Origin of the sequence: Microcystis sp. M_OC_Ca_00000000_C217Col (assembly GCF_007095585.1) — a bacterium.
Classification (GTDB): domain Bacteria; phylum Cyanobacteriota; class Cyanobacteriia; order Cyanobacteriales; family Microcystaceae; genus Microcystis; species Microcystis panniformis.
In genome coordinates, this window is the sequence record NZ_SFBV01000159.1 from 1 (window position 1) to 16,398 (window position 16,398).

18 protein-coding genes are annotated in these 16,398 nt (G+C 41.5%); 15 read left to right on the forward strand and 3 right to left on the reverse strand.

Features of this window, described 5'->3' with window-relative positions; all coding sequences use genetic code 11:
* Positions 1-414: 414 nt before the first annotated feature.
* From EWV66_RS09185 to EWV66_RS09215, 7 genes are all read left to right on the forward strand, one after another.
* Positions 415-771, forward strand: coding sequence for a DUF1257 domain-containing protein (locus EWV66_RS09185; protein ID WP_287108119.1), 357 nt, complete (start codon positions 415-417; stop codon positions 769-771).
* A 234-nt stretch (positions 772-1,005) separates the two neighbouring features.
* Complete coding sequence (locus tag EWV66_RS09190; RefSeq protein WP_002745983.1) at positions 1,006-1,230, forward strand: DUF433 domain-containing protein; 225 nt, start codon at positions 1,006-1,008, stop codon at positions 1,228-1,230.
* Positions 1,227-1,559: a DUF5615 family PIN-like protein gene (locus tag EWV66_RS09195; protein WP_072927574.1), complete on the forward strand. Its 333-nt coding sequence runs from the start codon at positions 1,227-1,229 to the stop codon at positions 1,557-1,559. Before EWV66_RS09190 ends, EWV66_RS09195 begins: the two co-directional genes overlap by 4 nt.
* Positions 1,560-2,487: 928 nt before the next feature.
* Entirely contained in the window at positions 2,488-3,225 is a 738-nt protein-coding gene (locus tag EWV66_RS09200) for a septal ring lytic transglycosylase RlpA family protein (RefSeq protein WP_185236918.1), read from the forward strand.
* A 350-nt stretch (positions 3,226-3,575) separates the two neighbouring features.
* The gene (locus EWV66_RS09205) at positions 3,576-4,277 is read left to right on the forward strand and encodes an ABC transporter ATP-binding protein (protein WP_287108103.1); all 702 of its coding nucleotides are present in this window, start codon (positions 3,576-3,578) and stop codon (positions 4,275-4,277) included.
* A 123-nt stretch (positions 4,278-4,400) separates the two neighbouring features.
* Complete coding sequence (locus EWV66_RS09210; RefSeq protein WP_052276955.1) at positions 4,401-6,062, forward strand: NAD(P)H-quinone oxidoreductase subunit 4; 1,662 nt, start codon at positions 4,401-4,403, stop codon at positions 6,060-6,062.
* 411 nt (positions 6,063-6,473) lie between these two features.
* Complete coding sequence (locus EWV66_RS09215; protein WP_002770192.1) at positions 6,474-6,668, forward strand: hypothetical protein; 195 nt, start codon at positions 6,474-6,476, stop codon at positions 6,666-6,668.
* A 26-nt stretch (positions 6,669-6,694) separates the two neighbouring features.
* Here the strand turns inward: EWV66_RS09215 and EWV66_RS09220 are convergent, their stop codons facing one another.
* Positions 6,695-7,111, reverse strand: a complete 417-nt coding sequence (locus EWV66_RS09220) for a DUF1816 domain-containing protein (protein WP_004162910.1) — start codon at positions 7,109-7,111, stop codon at positions 6,695-6,697.
* A gap of 575 nt (positions 7,112-7,686) precedes the next feature.
* Here EWV66_RS09220 and EWV66_RS09225 point away from each other — a divergent pair.
* Entirely contained in the window at positions 7,687-8,793 is a 1,107-nt protein-coding gene (locus EWV66_RS09225) for a sensor histidine kinase (RefSeq protein ID WP_052276954.1), read from the forward strand.
* 147 nt (positions 8,794-8,940) lie between these two features.
* Here the strand turns inward: EWV66_RS09225 and mutL are convergent, their stop codons facing one another.
* Both mutL and EWV66_RS09235 read right to left on the reverse strand, forming a co-directional pair.
* Positions 8,941-10,593: a DNA mismatch repair endonuclease MutL gene (gene mutL, locus EWV66_RS09230; protein WP_052276953.1), complete on the reverse strand. Its 1,653-nt coding sequence runs from the start codon at positions 10,591-10,593 to the stop codon at positions 8,941-8,943.
* A 12-nt stretch (positions 10,594-10,605) separates the two neighbouring features.
* The gene (locus EWV66_RS09235) at positions 10,606-10,734 is read right to left on the reverse strand and encodes an element excision factor XisI family protein (RefSeq protein WP_002770124.1); all 129 of its coding nucleotides are present in this window, start codon (positions 10,732-10,734) and stop codon (positions 10,606-10,608) included.
* Positions 10,735-10,967: 233 nt separating this feature from the next.
* Here EWV66_RS09235 and EWV66_RS09240 point away from each other — a divergent pair, with 233 nt between their 5' ends.
* The 7 genes from EWV66_RS09240 to EWV66_RS09270 all read left to right on the forward strand — a co-directional run bounded on the left by EWV66_RS09240 (position 10,968) and on the right by EWV66_RS09270 (position 16,279).
* Positions 10,968-11,291: a hypothetical protein gene (locus EWV66_RS09240; protein ID WP_052276952.1), complete on the forward strand. Its 324-nt coding sequence runs from the start codon at positions 10,968-10,970 to the stop codon at positions 11,289-11,291.
* A gap of 376 nt (positions 11,292-11,667) precedes the next feature.
* Complete coding sequence (locus EWV66_RS09245; RefSeq protein WP_002788843.1) at positions 11,668-11,892, forward strand: Calvin cycle protein CP12; 225 nt, start codon at positions 11,668-11,670, stop codon at positions 11,890-11,892.
* Positions 11,893-12,065: 173 nt separating this feature from the next.
* Complete coding sequence (locus EWV66_RS09250) at positions 12,066-12,659, forward strand: DUF3177 family protein (RefSeq protein WP_002770135.1); 594 nt, start codon at positions 12,066-12,068, stop codon at positions 12,657-12,659.
* A gap of 32 nt (positions 12,660-12,691) precedes the next feature.
* A complete protein-coding gene (locus tag EWV66_RS09255; protein ID WP_002788842.1) occupies positions 12,692-12,976 on the forward strand; it encodes a DUF7734 family protein in 285 nt (94 codons plus the stop codon).
* 230 nt (positions 12,977-13,206) lie between these two features.
* Positions 13,207-14,217: an L-histidine N(alpha)-methyltransferase gene (egtD, locus tag EWV66_RS09260; RefSeq protein ID WP_185236920.1), complete on the forward strand. Its 1,011-nt coding sequence runs from the start codon at positions 13,207-13,209 to the stop codon at positions 14,215-14,217.
* A gap of 40 nt (positions 14,218-14,257) precedes the next feature.
* Positions 14,258-15,613, forward strand: coding sequence for a 5-histidylcysteine sulfoxide synthase (gene ovoA, locus EWV66_RS09265; RefSeq protein ID WP_287108109.1), 1,356 nt, complete (start codon positions 14,258-14,260; stop codon positions 15,611-15,613).
* A 231-nt stretch (positions 15,614-15,844) separates the two neighbouring features.
* Positions 15,845-16,279, forward strand: a complete 435-nt coding sequence (locus tag EWV66_RS09270; protein ID WP_052276949.1) for a VOC family protein — start codon at positions 15,845-15,847, stop codon at positions 16,277-16,279.
* Positions 16,280-16,398: the final 119 nt, after the last annotated feature.

Below are 16,398 nucleotides of genomic sequence, written 5' to 3' on the forward strand. Positions count from 1 at the left end.
CAAACTTTACCCATTATTCAACAACAAGCTAATAAGGGTGAATATGGAGCAATTGAAGCTTTAGCAACCCATTGGCGAGATAACCCTCAAACTTTACCCATTATTCAACAACAAGCTAAGGAGGGTGAATCAGAAGCAATTGAAGCTTTAGCAACCCATTGGCGAGATAACCCTCAAACTTTACCCATTATTCAACAACAAGCTAAGGAGGGTAAATCAGAAGCAATTGCACTTCTTATAGCATTAGCTAGAATACCAATTGACTCAGAAATAGGAGCAATTATCGAAACCATATTAGCTAGAAAGGATCTAGATTCTGACATTAAAGAAATGTTTCGAGGACTTCTTGGGCGTAATAATTTCAGAGAGTTGAGAAATCCTGATCAAGATAGTCAGAACAAAAGAGAGCAGGATATTCAGAACAAAAGAGGCGGCGGCGGTCATTTTTCTGTTTTAAGAACTAAAATAACTGATCCTGAAATTTTAGTAAAATCTTTGCAGGATTTAGGAATAATAGTTAAACGTGAAGCAGATGTTCGTGGTTCTAACGGTCAAAGAGTTAGATCAGATATTGTTGCTGTGCTAGAGGGAGATTATGATCTAGGTTGGATTCGTAATACTGACGGAAGTTTTGACTTGATTGTTGATGTATTGGGAGTTGCTCAAAAACATAATCAAACTGAATTGATTAATAGTATCAATGCAAAATATGCTGTTAATAAAACCCTTAAAGAAATTAAAGAGAGAGGTTTAAATCAGCGCGATCTCTAATCTGCTAATCTGGTAGGGTGCGTGTTTGCGGCTACTAATTCTGTTAAAAAACCAAAATCAATAATCCGCGCCCCACGCACCAAATTTATTATTAAATTGGTGCGTTACGCTTTCGCACTTTACACCCTAAGAGTGGTACGAAGTTGAAGGGTGATCGTTCTTGTCGGTGGGGTGGAGTGCGATCTCTGTCATCAAATAAGATATAATTGGGAAAGTCCAAATAATTAAAGCATTATGAGTTACCAAAACATTATTACCATTGAACCTGGAAAACGAAGCGGAAAACCCTGCATTCGAGGAATGCGTATAACTGTGTACGATATTCTAGAATATTTAGCAGCAGGAATGACAGAAGCAGAAATTCTTGAGGATTTTTCAGAATTAACTTCCGAGGATATCAAAGCTTGTTTGGCTTTTGCTGCTGATCGAGAGAAAAAATTATTTATCACCTCTTTATGAAACTGTTATTAGATGAAAATTTGTCAGATCGGATTATTGATAAAATAATTGATTTATATGCTGATTCTCAGCACGTCAAGACTTTAGGACTGATCAATACTGATGATGCACTTATCTGGGAATTTGCCAAATTCAACGATTTTGTAATTGTCTCTAAAGACTCCGATTTTCATCAGCGCAGTCTATTATATGGTCATCCACCAAAATTTATCTATCTTCGTATTGGTAATAGTCCCACTTCAAAAATTATCGAAATTTTAAGAGGTTATTTTTTAATTATTGTTGAATTTTTTGATAGTGAAACAGAAAGTCTGTTGATATTAGGTTGAGTGCGATCGCATCATTTTGCGATCGCCTAATCTTGTAGGGTGCGTTAGGCGGTTACTAATTTTGATGAAAAACCAAAATTAACAATCCGCACCCCACGCACCAACTTTGTCATTAAATTGGTGCGTTACTGCGATTAATTTTCTAACTGGATTGACCTAAGGAAACCCAACACACAATTAGATAGAGTTTGCCGAAAAAGCTTTTCGTGGGGTTAGGAGTCGGTCTTCAGTATCCAGTATTCAGTGATTCAGATGCGGGTTTTCAGTTCACTGTTCACAGCAAAATACTCCCCAATCCCCCACTTCCCCAATCCCCACTTCCCCAATCCCCCACTTCCCCACTTCCCCACTTCCCCACTTCCCCACTTCCCTATCCCTTTTAAACAGGATTTAGTATTAGCCTGTATCAGCATTTCTGATTCTATAGTTAAGTTTGGCTAATAACAGCTTATTTTTAGTTTTTTGTCAAGCCCATATTATAATTTTTAATCTCTGATCCTTAGTCCGATTTAACATTAATATTAAAAATCTGGTTTTTTGTAGCGAAGACAACAGTTTTATTAATCATTATCTGCATTTATAGAGGGAAATCGAGGGAGGCTGATAATCCCTGAAAGCCTTGTCAATACTAGCGTTATTACCTCTCGAAATTTCACTAATTCCCCAAGTTTTCCTAATCTTGCCCCCCTCTAGGAGACAAAAAATTAAAAACTTCCCATCTTAACTTGGTTTTTAGCGCAAGTCAACCCTTTATTTAAATTTTTGATTCTCTTGCCCGATAACGATATAAATTCTCGTAATGACCAACCGATTTTCCGTGATACGGTTGAACAGAACGCAACCAAGTTAGCTTTGCAAGCAAAAAGGAATGTTAGCAAATTCCTTCAGCTTTGCATTGGGAACTTGCTAACGAGCAATAAGAAAGTCTATGAATAAACAACTGATCAACAAACTACAAGCTGTAACTGCCCTTACCGTAGTGGGGACTACAGCCTCGATAATTTGTTCCCAGACAGCAGGACACAGCAACAGCCTGACGGATATTAGCGTAGGTCGTCAAACTGTTATCGAGTCAACTACTCAAACCTTTCTGTCCGCTTTTTCTAATAGTCGAACATTCGATTCAGATATTAAAGTATCACGTTCGGTTCAAGATAATGCTAACGAAATTCTTAAAACTTTGGAGTCCCTAGTGGACAAAGAAAATACCGTCCCAGCAAGCGTTACACCCCGAACCCAAGAGGCCATTCCTTCGACGATACAACCCCAATCACAACCCAATCAAGTCAAACCAGTCCCGGCCAGCAATCCTACCTCAGTGACACCGCCAGAGAAGCCGAAAACAACCCAAGGGACAAAAACCAGCAGTCGCCCCCGTAAACGGGGAATGGCCTCTTGGTATGGTTCCGGTTTCCACGGTCGTCGCACCGCTAGTGGTGAGACTTTTAACTCTAGTGGTTTAACTGCCGCCCATCGCTATCTACCCTTCGGCACCAAGGTTAGGGTAACTAATCTGCGTAATGGGCGCTCGGTGGTGGTGCGAATTAATGATCGCGGTCCGTTTAGCGGTGGTCGCGTCATCGACCTCTCCAGAGGTGCGGCAGCGATTATCGGTGTCTTCCAGTCGGGAGTTGCCCCAGTGGTCTTGGAAGTTTTAGGCAGATAATCAGTAAACAGTTATCAGTAAACAGTTATCAGTGAAAAGACAGCACTGTTAATCTGCTTCTGGGAAAATCTAGTACAAATGCTCAGGCTTCCTCCTTATCCCTGACTTGAAAGAGGGTGTAGGGTGTGGGGTGTAGGGAAGGAAACCTCTTTCATCTCTGGTGGTGAAAATTTTTTCATCGGGACTGACTAAAAACTCACATCTGATCAGTGATAACTGATAACTGATAACTGATAACTGATAACTGATAACTGATAACTGGTAACTGATAACTGATAACTGATAACTGATAACTGATAACTGATAACTGATAACTGCTATAGTGATCCTATTGGGATTTGACGGGGTTTATGTTAGAAATTAACGATTTATCGGTTAATTATGGCGGAATAAAGGCATTACAGCAGGTTAGTTTAAGGGTAGAAACGGGGGAAATTGTCACCCTGATTGGAGCGAACGGAGCAGGAAAAACGACGACTCTAAAGACGATATCTCGGCTTTTAACAGCAAAGACGGGGCGAATAATCTATCAGGGTCAAGATATTACCCATTTACCGCCCCATGAAATCGTTAAACGGGGAATTGCCCATAGTCCAGAAGGGAGAAGAATCTTAGCTCGTCAAACAGTCTTGACAAATTTGCAGTTAGGTGCTTATACGAGAAGCGATCGCCTAGTAGTAAAAAGTGATATCGAAGAGCAGTGGCAACTGTTTCCCCGACTATCGGAGCGCCGAGAGCAGTTAGCGGGAACCCTAAGCGGTGGGGAACAGCAGATGCTGGCGATCGCCAGAGCTTTAATGAGTCGTCCCAAGTTATTGTTACTAGACGAACCCAGTTTAGGACTAGCGCCGCAGATAGTGCGAGAAATCTTCAGTATTATCCGTAAATTAAATGAATCGGGAGTAACTATCCTGTTAGTGGAACAAAACGCCCATTTAGCCCTAGAAACTGCCAATCGCGGCTATGTTTTGGCAGCGGGACGCTTGACTATTGCGGGAGAAGCTGGGGATTTACTCAAGGATGAGCGAGTCAAACAAGCTTATTTGGGCTGATCAATCACAGTGCGGGGATCATTGAAGAAAATCTATAGTAAAACTTGGTAAAAAATATTAACAAAATTTTACAAAGTCGCATAGAATGAACACATAACGAAATAGGTATTTTTTCTTACTGCCATGCTAACGGCTAACTTCCCCTGGCTCACTGCCATCATTTTGCTCCCCTTGCTTGCCTCCTTCCTAATCCCTGTAATCCCCGACAAGGAAGGAAAAACTGTTCGTTGGTTCGCTCTTGGAGTCGGACTAGCAGACTTTATATTAATGTGTTACGTCTTTTTACAAAAATATGATTTAAGCAACCCCAACCTACAATTAGTGGAAAAAATCGATTGGGTTCCCCAAATAGGTTTAAGTTGGGCGGTGTCGGTGGATGGTATATCGGCACCGTTAGTTTTATTAGCAGGATTGGTGACAACCCTTTCTATCTTGGCCGCATGGCAAGTGGACCGTAAACCCCGTTTATTCTACTTCCTGATGCTGTTGCTCTACGCCGCTCAGATTGGTGTTTTCGTCGCCCAAGACTTATTATTATTCTTTTTAATGTGGGAAATCGAGTTAATTCCCGTTTATCTACTCGTTTCCATCTGGGGTGGTCAAAAACGTCGTTATGCCGCCACTAAATTCTTACTCTACACCGCCGCCGCTTCTATCTTCATCCTCGTTGCCGGTCTAGCCATGGCCCTTTACGGTGGTGGTGCGATGACCTTTGATATGGCGGAATTAGGATTTAAAGATTATCCCCTCGCTTTAGAATTAGTCCTTTACGCTGGTTTATTAATCGCTTTCGGGGTCAAACTCGCCATCTTCCCCCTCCATACTTGGCTCCCCGATGCTCACGGTGAAGCTTCTGCACCTGTATCGATGATTCTCGCTGGTGTTCTCCTCAAAATGGGTGGTTACGGTTTAATCCGCCTTAATATGGGGCTTCTACCCGATGCACACATCTACTTTGCTCCGATTCTAGCGATTCTCGGTGTCGTCAATATTATCTACGGTGCTTTCGCTTCCTTCGGTCAACAAAACATGAAACGCCGTCTCGCTTATTCCTCGGTTTCACACATGGGATTCGTCCTTTTAGGGATTGCTTCCTTTACCGATGTGGGTATTAGCGGTGCTATGTTACAAATGCTCTCCCATGGTTTAATTGCCGCCGTCTTATTCTTCCTTGCTGGTGTCACCTATGACCGCACCCATACCTTAGCTTTAAACGAGATGGGTGGGATTGCCCAAGCGATGCCGAAAGTCTTCGCTCTCTTTACTGCCGGCGCCATGGCTTCCCTAGCGTTACCCGGAATGAGCGGTTTTGCCAGTGAAATTACTGTATTCATCGGTGTCACTAGCAGTGACGTTTATAGCCAAACCTTCCGGGTTGTGACTGTCTTCCTCGCTTCCGTTGGTTTAATCCTCACCCCGATTTATCTACTCTCCATGCTCCGTCAAGTTTTCTACGGAGATGGTTCTTCCTGCGATATTACTAACATTCTCCCCAACAAAAGTAACGAACAGGCAGTTTGTTTTGGTACTAGCTGTGTCCTCCCTCATGAATCAGAATATAGTGACGCTAAACCCAGAGAAATCTTTATCGCTGTCTCTTTCCTCGCTTTGATTGTCGCTATCGGTTTCTATCCCCAACTGGCTACCCGTATCTACGATGTGAAAACGGTGGCAGTTAACTCGGAAGTGCGTCAAGCTTACACAGAAATCGCCGCTACTCGTCAAAATATCTACGCTGAAACTCAACTGGACGTAAGCGCCAAAGTTGCCAGCATCCTCCAATAAATTGGCAAGTCTAAAGTGAATAGGTTATCAGGAGTAGAAATTCTGCTCCTGATTTTTTTTCGAGGAGATAATACTAAATCCTGTTTAAAAGGTATAGGAGAGTGGGGAGCGCCGGAGCGCCGGAGCGGGGAGAAACAATCCATAACTTGGGAGTTAATCACACTATTAAAAACGGATTTAGTATAACTTCTGCTGATCACCAGAAGTGAGAGAAAGTCACAAATATGAGATACACCCGATTGATAGTGAACACTCATTATATATTAATAAACATAAATAAATATGAAGTAATTTAAGTTTCAAGAAGAATGAACCCGATCTTTTTTACGATGGGGGTAAAAGTGATTTTCAATTTCTCAGGTTGAAAGATGAATCCAGATTAAGCTATCTCAACGATAAGAGGACAAGCCAATGTTTGAAGATTTTACCTATATTACCGATGAGGCTTTTTTAGAGAATTATTGGTGGGAAGAAAAAGTTATCTGTCCCCACTGTCAGGGCAAAGGAAGAATCTATCTAGAGACGGAGAATGAATCCGTCCCCTGTAAATTCTGTGAGGGTAAAGGCATTATTAAACGAAAACAAGAGGAAGCTAACTATTCCTAAAAATCTGTATAATTAGATACCATACATTAAAAATATTCTTGAGTTAAAACCTCTGGCTGACATTGTTTAATTTCGCTGTTAATTCCCAGGGCAGATTCCGATTGGAGGTCTTCGATATAACCGGATTGATGGGATAAAGCTTCCGAAAAACTCTCAAAAGGACCGAAATAATAGAGACATTTCGGCTGAGTGGTGGTGATCTCTATCCACCAAGGTTGAGGTGGTAAACTAGGCTTAATCGGGGCAGTTTCTGGGTCAAGAGGCCTTATACTGAGAATCTTGGCCCCTTGGCGCAGGAGGCGCTGTGTTTCTTGACTCATGCGGCTTTTAGGTACTCGCAGGACTGTCCGGGAGAAGCGTTGAGGCAAAGAGCCAGAAGAACCGGAAAAAACAACTTCATAGAGAAATATTTGATTCTCTCCCTGATTATTAGCCTCTAGCATACAGAAAAGATTCTCTTTTAAGGGTAAGGGTTAAAAAACAGACGCTACTTTGAGCAGATGACTCAAGCAAAATCATCTCCTAACAGAGTAGCGCATCTTGATACGATAGTATAGAGCGGCAAAAAGTTAGGTTTTGACCTACTCTCCCCTCACAGCATAGCTTGACGAGAGATTCTTCAACAAGAAGAACCCGATAGAGTTCTTTATGATGCTGTAGCCGAATCTAGGTCTTTTATCTTAATGGTGAGGTACAAAGTTTTTGTTTTTTGGAGTCGGTGGTCGATGCCAAATCCTCTTATACTTCATCTTTATGAGAAACCCTGTCAATAGGGTTTGCGGCAAAAAGTTTTTCCTAGGGGTAGGGTGTGGGGTGTAGGGTGTAGGGGTTTCCCCATTTTTGAATTGGCGAATTACCTAATTTTCAGGGAAAAAGTCCCTAAATTTTCCCACCGAACAATCCAATGGCTGGCACTTTTTGATTTCAAAAAGACCAAAAGATATTAGCCAAAAAGGTTTTTATATTTATGCAGCAGTCTCTCAATAATATTGACAACAAATAGAGTTTTTAAACAAATATGCAGCCACCAAAATTAAGCTTAGGAACCAGATTATTTTTATCCCATCTCCTCGTTATGGTGGTGGGATTGAGTAGCTTTATTATCATTGCTAAATTATCTTCTCCGCGAATGTTTGTTTTGCGTTTAGAACAGTTAGAAAGGCAGGGATTTTTTACCGTGCGATCAGCGAGAACTTTCTTGGTTAGGGGTTTTGAGACAGCTTGGGATAGTAGTGCTGTTTGGTCATTCATTGCCGGAGGAAGCGCAGCTGGTTATCTAAGTTTTTTGGTTTCTCAACGCATTATGAAACCGGTAAAACAAATGAAACAAATCACTAAAAATTTTGCTGAAGGGGATTTATCGGCGCGAGTTCCAGAAAGCGAAATCCCCGAATTAAATCAATTAGCCATCAGTTTTAATCAGATGGCGATTAGTTTAGCCGATGTGGAAAAAAGGCGCCGGGAATTAATCGGTGATCTTACCCACGAATTACGCACACCCTTAACCGTGGTACGGGGATATTTAGAAGAATTAGCCGATGGTGCGATCAAACCTAATCCAGAACTTTATCAGAAATTAGTGAAAGAAACCCGCAGGTTAGAACGTTTAACCCACGATCTACAGGAGATATCGCAAGCGGAATCTGGTTATCTCTCGATTAAACTGCAACCTGTTAATTTATTACCTTTGTTAAATTCTCTCATCGAAAAATTTGCCGATCAATTATTAGAAGATGGACCGACTTTACAGTTAGATTGTCCCCCCAATTTACCAGCTGTGATGGCCGATCCCGATCGCCTGGAACAAATCTTAGTTAATCTGCTCGGTAATGCCATTCGTTACACTGATAATGGTGCAATTACCCTGCAAGTGACAAGGGACAAAAACCACCTACAAATTGCCGTTATCGATACGGGAATCGGCATCGCAGCCGAGGATTTACCCTTTATTTTCGAGCGCTTTTGGCGGGCCGATCGTTCTCGTTCCCGTTATTCTGGGGGTAGTGGTATTGGTTTAGCGATTACCCGTCGTTTAGTGGAATTACACCAAAGTCAAATCGAGGTGGAAAGTCAATTAGGTAAAGGCAGCACTTTCCGTTTTTCCCTAGCAATATCGGCCAATTGAGAGATGGGGAAGTGGGGAAGTGGGGAACTGGGGAACTGGGGAAGTGGAGCATTTGGCTGAAATTTCCCTAAACCCCTAAATCCCTATCACCCTATCACCCTATCTCCCGACTCCTGACTCGGAGACTCGGAGACTCCTGATAACTGATTAAATGCCGTGACTTTTGCCGATTACCCAATGACGACGGAAGAAGCGAGCGAGCGAAGTTTCTTCTAAGGATAAGTAAATCGGTCTTCCGTGGGGACAGGTGCGGGGATTACGGGTATTTTGCCAATCATCGAGTAAATTCTGCATTTCTTCTAAACTCAAAGCTGTACCGTTGCGGATAGCACTCCGGCAAGCGGTAGCCACCTGAGCGGTTTGTAAATCCCCCCCTAAACTTAATTCTAGTAAAGCATCAGCCCGATCCTCCCGTTCTTTTAGTAGAACAGGAATACTACGAATTGCCCAAGAGCGATCGCCAAAACTAGCAACTTCTAATCCTAAACGTTGTAATTGTTCGATTTGTCGAGTAGTTAACTGATTTAAGATGATCGGAGTATCTAACGGCACGATTTCCCAGTTATCCTCTAAACGTTCGTACAAAACCCGCTCATGGGCAATATGTTGTTCGACTAACCATAATCCGTGAGGATGTTCGGCAACTATGTAAGTTTGGTGAATTTGGGCTACTGCCTTTAATTCCAGCCGATTTTTCGGGGATTTCTCCCCTATTGTATAGGTGCTTTTTTCTTCGGCAGCCTTGAGAATTTGACTGACGCGCTGATTTTGCGCTTTTTCGGGTATATGTTCGGGATTTAGTCCTAACGCCTTGTCTATGGCTGAAATTATCTGTTCTTGCCAAAAAATGAGGTTATGCAGGTATATTTCCGCTTTGGCTGGGTGACGATTCCAATCGATCGAACGAGGGTTAAGATGTAGATGGAGAAAGCAAACGGGATAGCGATCTTTAGGGACTGTGCGAGCGAAAGCTTCAAATGTTGCCTGTTCTAACTCCGATGAGCGCACCATTCGCCCATTAACAGCAATTCTAACCCAATCTGGTTGATGGCGAGAAATGCGATCGGGCAAACCAATGACTAATTCAATTTGAGCAGATTCTGCGTCAGGAGTCGTCAAGTCAAGTTTTAGCGATGCTAAATCGTTAAAATGCAGAGATTTAACTAATTGCGGTAATATTTGACTGGCATCCTTACCCGGACTAATGCGTAACCAATCTTGATGATCTTGGAAAACCTGCCAAGTAATTTGGGGATGACAGAGAGCAAAATTATGAATTAAAGTCTGTATATCCTTTAATTGTTTGTTAATTGACGGTAAAGCTTGACGACGCACAGGAAAGTTACCAAAGAGATTCTCTACCGTCACGATAGTGCCGATAGCTATAGGAATCGTTTCTAAATTATCCGGCTCGCCTTGGTGATTGTAAAGACAATAACAACCCAAATCATCGTCATGGCGACTGGCAACCCGCAGATGCGCCACCTGTGCGATACTGTGCAAAGCTTCACCACGGAATCCGAGACTGGTAATCTGCCAAAGATCGTCCCGTTGGCGGATTTTGCTGGTACTGTGGGCATAGCTACACAGTTGCAAATCTTCTCTAGACATTCCCCTGCCGTTATCCGATACTTGTATTCGCCAGTTTTGGGGAAATATATCGATGGTAATCCTATCTGCCCCCGCATCAATGGCATTTTCGACTAATTCTCGCACCACAGCGCCTAAAGAGTCGATTACCTCTCCTGCGGCAATTAAATCGATTACGTCTTGGGGTAAAACTTGTATGGGCAAAGTCATCAATTAATGGTTTTAGCCAAGGGCAAACTCGGTATATTGTCGCACAGGGGGCCCATGGTAAGCTAAAACGATGTCTTGTTTGGGGACTCCCCTAGCTACCAATTTATCGCCAATCGCTGCTACCGTGCCGTCCTGCTGCACCCAGATTTTATTGTTAATAATATCAACGGCAATTATACAGCCCTAAATGCGCGCGCTGCTGTCCCCGTAACCGAATCAAAAACTGTTTCAGTTTTGACGGGATCACTAGGCTCTCTCAGTAGGGAATCTGATTTTTGCCAATTACTGTTTGAAAGAGTCCCCGACCGAGAAAATATTGATAGAGTATTGATTAGGAGACTGGCAAAAATTCAACTATAAGAGGATTGTCACTGATGACAGCAGTTACCGAGAATGATCTGAAAAGGTTAGAAGATTTAATCGTTAGCGGACAGAAAGCGATCGAGTCCCGACTGACAGTGATCGAGTCCCGACTGACAAACCTAGAAAATGGACAGAAGGCGATCGAGAACAGTCTAGGAGAAATTAAAGGAGATATTAAGGCCTTAGATGCCAAAGTTATGGGACTAGAAAAGCGGGTTGACGATCTTAACGCACGAGTCAACATTACGACCATTGGATTCCTTAGCATTGTCGGCATTTTGGTGACAGGAATGCTGACTATTGCAGCAAAACAGTCTTTTTCCCCTAGTCCCTAGAATGATACTAAATCCTGTGTAAAAGGTATAGGAGAGTAGGTGAGTGCCAAAGCACTGGAGCGGGGAAAAACAATCGATAACTTGGCAGTTAATCATACTATTAAAAACGGATTTGGTGTAAGACGGCCTAAATAAGTCGATATATGGTTCTGCTCGCTGTCTATGCCGGGGAGAAATCCCTCTGGCATTTCTCTAGTGCGAAATCTGGGCTAAAAATTGGCCCCGTCAGGAAATCTTGATGTTAAATTCCCCAAAAATTGCGCTAGGATCGGCTTCATAGCACAGGAAAGGCGATCAAGTGGGATAACCGATCCTGTGGTTTGAGAAGGTGACTGTATAATTGTTAGAGTATCAATAGATCAATTCCAGAGGAATCATGAGCAATATCCAGGATAAAATTCAAGAAGAGCTAGAAAATGCCAGAGCCGTCTGTAGTATAGAAGGTTCCACCTCTGGTGAATGTGCCGCCGCTTGGGATGCGGTGGAAGAATTACAAGCAGAAGCTGCTCACCAACGTCAAGACCATCCCCAAAAAACCTACTTTGAAAAGTATTGTGCTGATAATCCCGATGCCGCCGAGTGTCGCCTTTATGAAGATTAATCCAGTCAGGCAGCAGTTTTTTCTCTCCTCACAGTAGAATCCTAGCTTTAGGGCGATCTCAACTATAAAGAGATCGCCTCTCGTTTTTTGGTTTGTTGGTCAAGCTGTGACCGATTTTGGCTCCCGCGTCGGAAGACAGTAAAATGTTGACAGTGTAATTGTCTAAATAATTTATGAATCAACTTTGGTTTCGTCCTCTCGTTTGGATAGATTATCGTTTAGCCGTCCTATTTACGGTGATTATTCCGGCAATTTTGTTAATTTGGTCTTTATTTGCAAAAATCGAATCATTACAAAAATTGTTGATTATCTATTGGCGAGTGGCTAGTCTTTTGTTAATTACCGTATATTTAATGATCGCTTCCTGGCCGATTGGTTTTGTCACCAGTTTTTTAGCTAAGATTTTAATCCCGATTTCCCTCTGGTTTTGGGTGGATATTAACGATGAAATTAAAGATTTACCCGCCAGTCCGATTAAATTTGTCACCACTGCTTGGCGTTGGGCAGTAACGATTTATTGTCCTTTGGGCGCAATTTCTACCTTACCTTTTCTCTCCTGTGCTATGTCAGGGGAATTGCTAAATTCTCCCTATTGTCAGGTTTGGCAGGAAGCACCCTGGCAGTTTCGCGAGATTTTTCATTCAGAAGCTACCGCTAATGTTTTGGGCTTTTTTGGTTTAGTTGGCCTCTCTTTTTATACTCTCTATTTTGCCCATTTTCTTCTTATTCGCCTTGGCAAACAGGGACGTTCAGCTTTACAACAGTAAGTTTTTAGCTATCGATGATTAGCCATTTTTCTATGAATATTGGTCAACAACTCGAACAATACACCCTCAAAAATCCCCACGAGGTTTTATTAGTGACTATTGCTGTGGATGGGGAGGAGGAAGAAATCTCTATTTTTAAAGGTTTTTCTAGTTCCCTTACCCGCAGCACTCCCTACGATCCCGATATTCCGATCATTCCTGAAACTGCTAGAATTATTAAGATAGATCGTCTTGCTAGTCCCTATCATCCCCTTAAACCTCGCTACATTCAAGAAAATCTTACCTTAGAGGAAATGCAGTCTTTACTGATTAATTAAACCAGTAATTTTACTTAGATAACATCAGCACTCATCTCGATGGATTTAACAGCTTTTATTTACCATCCATAAACTTTGTCTATCTAGACAAGAGGTAAATTTTGCGGCCTTTTAGTGGTAAGATTACCGGGGAATGATAATCTCTGCCAGTATTCAAGCTGTCAAAGTGGATTTCATCCTCGGTATCGATCGAGAACAATCAAAAAACTGGAGAATAATCTGGAGAATCTATGCAACTTAAACAATCTAACCAAGAACTGTTACAAATTGAGTATTTAGCCACCGGTGCCACGGGACAAAACATGGTTAAAGATGATGGCAAAGATGTGATTGAAGGATTAACTAAAACCCCCAAAAGTTTACCATCTAAATATTTTTATGATCGGCAAGGTTCGCAACTTTTTGAAGAAATCTGTCAATTGCTAGAATACTATCCCACTAGGACAGAAGCGGCTATTCTCCAAGAATATGCTCAAGAAATTGTCGCCTATACAGGGGCCTGCGAATTGGTCGAATTAGGTAGTGGTAGTTCCACTAAAACTCGTCTGTTGTTGGACGCTTATTATCAGCAGCAAAAATCCTCTAAATATGTACCTATCGATGTTAGTGAAACTATTCTCAAAGCTAGTGCCATAGAATTACAAAAAGAATATCCTAATTTACAAATTCAGGGTTTAATTGGAACCTATGAACAGGCCTTAGCCTACTATAAAAATGCTTCTGATAATACCAGAATGATTTTTTTCTTGGGAAGTTCGATCGGTAATTTTTCTGCGGCTGAATGTGATAATTTTTTAGAAGAAATTGCCACTGTCTTAAAAGCTGGAGATTATTTTTTATTAGGGATTGATCTGCAAAAACCATCAGCAATTTTAGAAGCAGCTTATAATGATGCCCAAGGGGTGACAGCCGCTTTTAATTTAAATATGCTTTCCCATTTAAATTGGCGTTTTCAAGCTGATTTTAATCTTGATTTATTTAGTCATCAAGCTATCTATAATCAAGATCAATCTCAAATTGAAATGTATTTAATTTGTCAAAAAACTCACCCTGTTCATCTTAAAAAACTCGATTTAACAGTTAATTTTCAAGCATCGGAGAGTATTTTAACAGAAATTTCCCGTAAATTTAACCTAGAAACTATGCAAAAAGACCTAGAATCAAAGGGATTAAAACCGCTCAAGGTTTTCACCGATCCTGAAAATTTATTCGGGTTAATTCTCTGTCAGTTATCCCTGTAATTAACGAAAACATTATCATCAGTAATAGAGGCACAAAAACATGGAAAAGATTCAAGCACAGGCTCCTATCTCTCTAAGTAACTGTAGTCGAGAAAATCTACTGGACTATTTTGAAAATGCTTGGCAATTAGAAGATATGCTGTTAAAAAGCATCATCAAAGAAGAAGCTTTTTATTGTAACCCTGACGATTTAAGAAATCCCCTCATTTTTTATTTAGGTCATGCTGCCGCTTTTTATCTTAATAAATTGCAGCTGGTTAACCTATTAAAAAAAAGCCCTAATCCTGACTACGAATTATTGTTTGGAGTGGGAGTAGATCCGGCAACTCCCGCAGAATTAAACTCTGCTATCGCCCATATTCAGTGGCCCGGGGTGGCTAAGGTTTGGGAATATCGGCAACAAGTCTATGAAATTGTGGTCGAAATAATTAAAAATACCCCCCTTAATCTTCCTATTCATCCTCAGCATTCTCTCTGGTCATTAATGATGGGAATTGAGCATCAGCGTGTTCACTTTGAAACATCTTCAATGTTACTCAGACAACTGCCCTTAGAGCGTCTGCAACGTCCTCAAGGGTGGCATTATGCCCCTTCTTTTGGTCAAGCTAGTCCTAATCAAATGGTGGAGGTTTCTGGGGGAATAGTAGAAATTGGTAAACCCCAAGATTCTCCTATTTATGGTTGGGATAATGAGTATGGTTATCGGCAAGTTAAAGTTAACAATTTTCTGGTGAGTAAATATATGATTACCAATGGAGAATTTAAAGAATTTGTCCATAATGGTGGCTACGAAAATCCTAGCTATTGGGATGAGGAAGCTTGGCAATGGAAAAATCATTATCGAGTCAAATATCCTAAATTTTGGCTGGTAGATGAGCGCGGAAATTATCAATATCGAGCCATGTTTGATGTTCTTGATTTACCGCTTGATTGGCCGGTAGAAGTGAACTATTATGAAGCGATCGCCTACTGTCGTTTTCAAGGTCAAGGAATACGTTTGATGACGGAAGCTGAGTGGAATTTAGTCACCTATGGCAGTCAAAAAAATCGATGTTATACCCTAGAAAACGATAACTTTGAGGACTATAACCTCAATTTAAAATTCTGTTCTCCCACTCCCGTGGGAATGTTAAAAAATGCTGGCAATAACTCAGAAATTTATGATTTACGCGGTAACGTCTGGGAATGGCTAGAAGATGATTTTAATCCCTTAACTGACTTTCAACCCCATTACCTCTATGCTGACAATTCCACTCCTTTCTTTAATAGTCAACATAAAATGATGTTAGGAGGAGCTTGGGTGACTAACGGCACAGAAATCCTACCCTACTATCGCAATTGGTTTCGCCGGAATTTTTATCAACACGCTGGTTTTAGAATCGCGCAAAGTCTTTAGGTGGGGTGTGGGGTTTGGGGTTTTACCCATTTTCAGGGGGTCGATTACCTAATTTTCAGGGAAAAAGTGCCTAAAATTTCCCCCCCGATTACTCCAAGGGCCAGCACTTTTTGATATCTTGAGATTTATCGGGCCAATTCTAGGTAATTGCCAATTAAAAAAAATTCCCGGAAGGGTCGCCCCTCGATCGCTACAATGGAACCTAGTAGAATGCGGATAAACTCGATCGCCATGAATCAACCTGCAATTTTTCATCTCGCTATTCCGATTACCGATGTGTCCACCGCTAAAAGCTTTTACTGTGATGGTTTAGGTTGTTTAGCGGGAAGGGAAACCGAGAAAGCGATTATCTTAAATTTCTATGGTCATCAGGTGGTCGCTCACGTCACCGAAATGCCTCTTACTCCCCAAAATAGCATTTATCCTCGCCATTTTGGTCTAATTCTGCCGGATGCCAGGGATTGGGACAATCTTCTCGCACAAGCACGAGTCAATCAACTAAAATTTTATCTAGAACCAAAAACTCGCTTTACTGGGGAGATAACCGAACATAAAACCTTTTTCCTAGAGGATCCTTTCTATAATCTCCTCGAATTTAAACATTATCGCCACTACGAAGCTATTTTTGCCAGTCGGCAATTAACAGCGATCGGCGATCGAGCTTAAAATAAACAACAGGTGACTTTTTGTGACTGGTTAGTCCTATCTTCAACTGCGACAAAAATAGGGGAACTTCCCTCAGATTCTCTCATCGAAACTAAAAAAACCTTGCCTTGCAATGATAA

Excerpts from the sequence above, each read along its gene's own strand:
- EWV66_RS09250 (WP_002770135.1), top strand. The coding sequence starts at position 12,066 with ATGAATCAACTTTGGTTTCGTCCTCTCGTTTGGATAGATTATCGTTTA.
- ovoA (WP_287108109.1), top strand. The coding sequence starts at position 14,258 with ATGGAAAAGATTCAAGCACAGGCTCCTATCTCTCTAAGTAACTGTAGT.
- EWV66_RS09240 (WP_052276952.1), top strand. The coding sequence starts at position 10,968 with ATGACAGCAGTTACCGAGAATGATCTGAAAAGGTTAGAAGATTTAATC.
- EWV66_RS09225 (WP_052276954.1), top strand. The coding sequence starts at position 7,687 with ATGCAGCCACCAAAATTAAGCTTAGGAACCAGATTATTTTTATCCCAT.
- EWV66_RS09200 (WP_185236918.1), top strand. The coding sequence starts at position 2,488 with ATGAATAAACAACTGATCAACAAACTACAAGCTGTAACTGCCCTTACC.
- EWV66_RS09195 (WP_072927574.1), top strand. The coding sequence starts at position 1,227 with ATGAAACTGTTATTAGATGAAAATTTGTCAGATCGGATTATTGATAAA.
- EWV66_RS09190 (WP_002745983.1), top strand. The coding sequence starts at position 1,006 with ATGAGTTACCAAAACATTATTACCATTGAACCTGGAAAACGAAGCGGA.
- mutL (WP_052276953.1), bottom strand. The coding sequence starts at position 10,593 with ATGACTTTGCCCATACAAGTTTTACCCCAAGACGTAATCGATTTAATT.
- EWV66_RS09210 (WP_052276955.1), top strand. The coding sequence starts at position 4,401 with ATGCTAACGGCTAACTTCCCCTGGCTCACTGCCATCATTTTGCTCCCC.
- EWV66_RS09205 (WP_287108103.1), top strand. The coding sequence starts at position 3,576 with ATGTTAGAAATTAACGATTTATCGGTTAATTATGGCGGAATAAAGGCA.
- EWV66_RS09255 (WP_002788842.1), top strand. The coding sequence starts at position 12,692 with ATGAATATTGGTCAACAACTCGAACAATACACCCTCAAAAATCCCCAC.
- EWV66_RS09220 (WP_004162910.1), bottom strand. The coding sequence starts at position 7,111 with ATGCTAGAGGCTAATAATCAGGGAGAGAATCAAATATTTCTCTATGAA.
- EWV66_RS09215 (WP_002770192.1), top strand. The coding sequence starts at position 6,474 with ATGTTTGAAGATTTTACCTATATTACCGATGAGGCTTTTTTAGAGAAT.
- EWV66_RS09245 (WP_002788843.1), top strand. The coding sequence starts at position 11,668 with ATGAGCAATATCCAGGATAAAATTCAAGAAGAGCTAGAAAATGCCAGA.
- EWV66_RS09270 (WP_052276949.1), top strand. The coding sequence starts at position 15,845 with ATGAATCAACCTGCAATTTTTCATCTCGCTATTCCGATTACCGATGTG.
- egtD (WP_185236920.1), top strand. The coding sequence starts at position 13,207 with ATGCAACTTAAACAATCTAACCAAGAACTGTTACAAATTGAGTATTTA.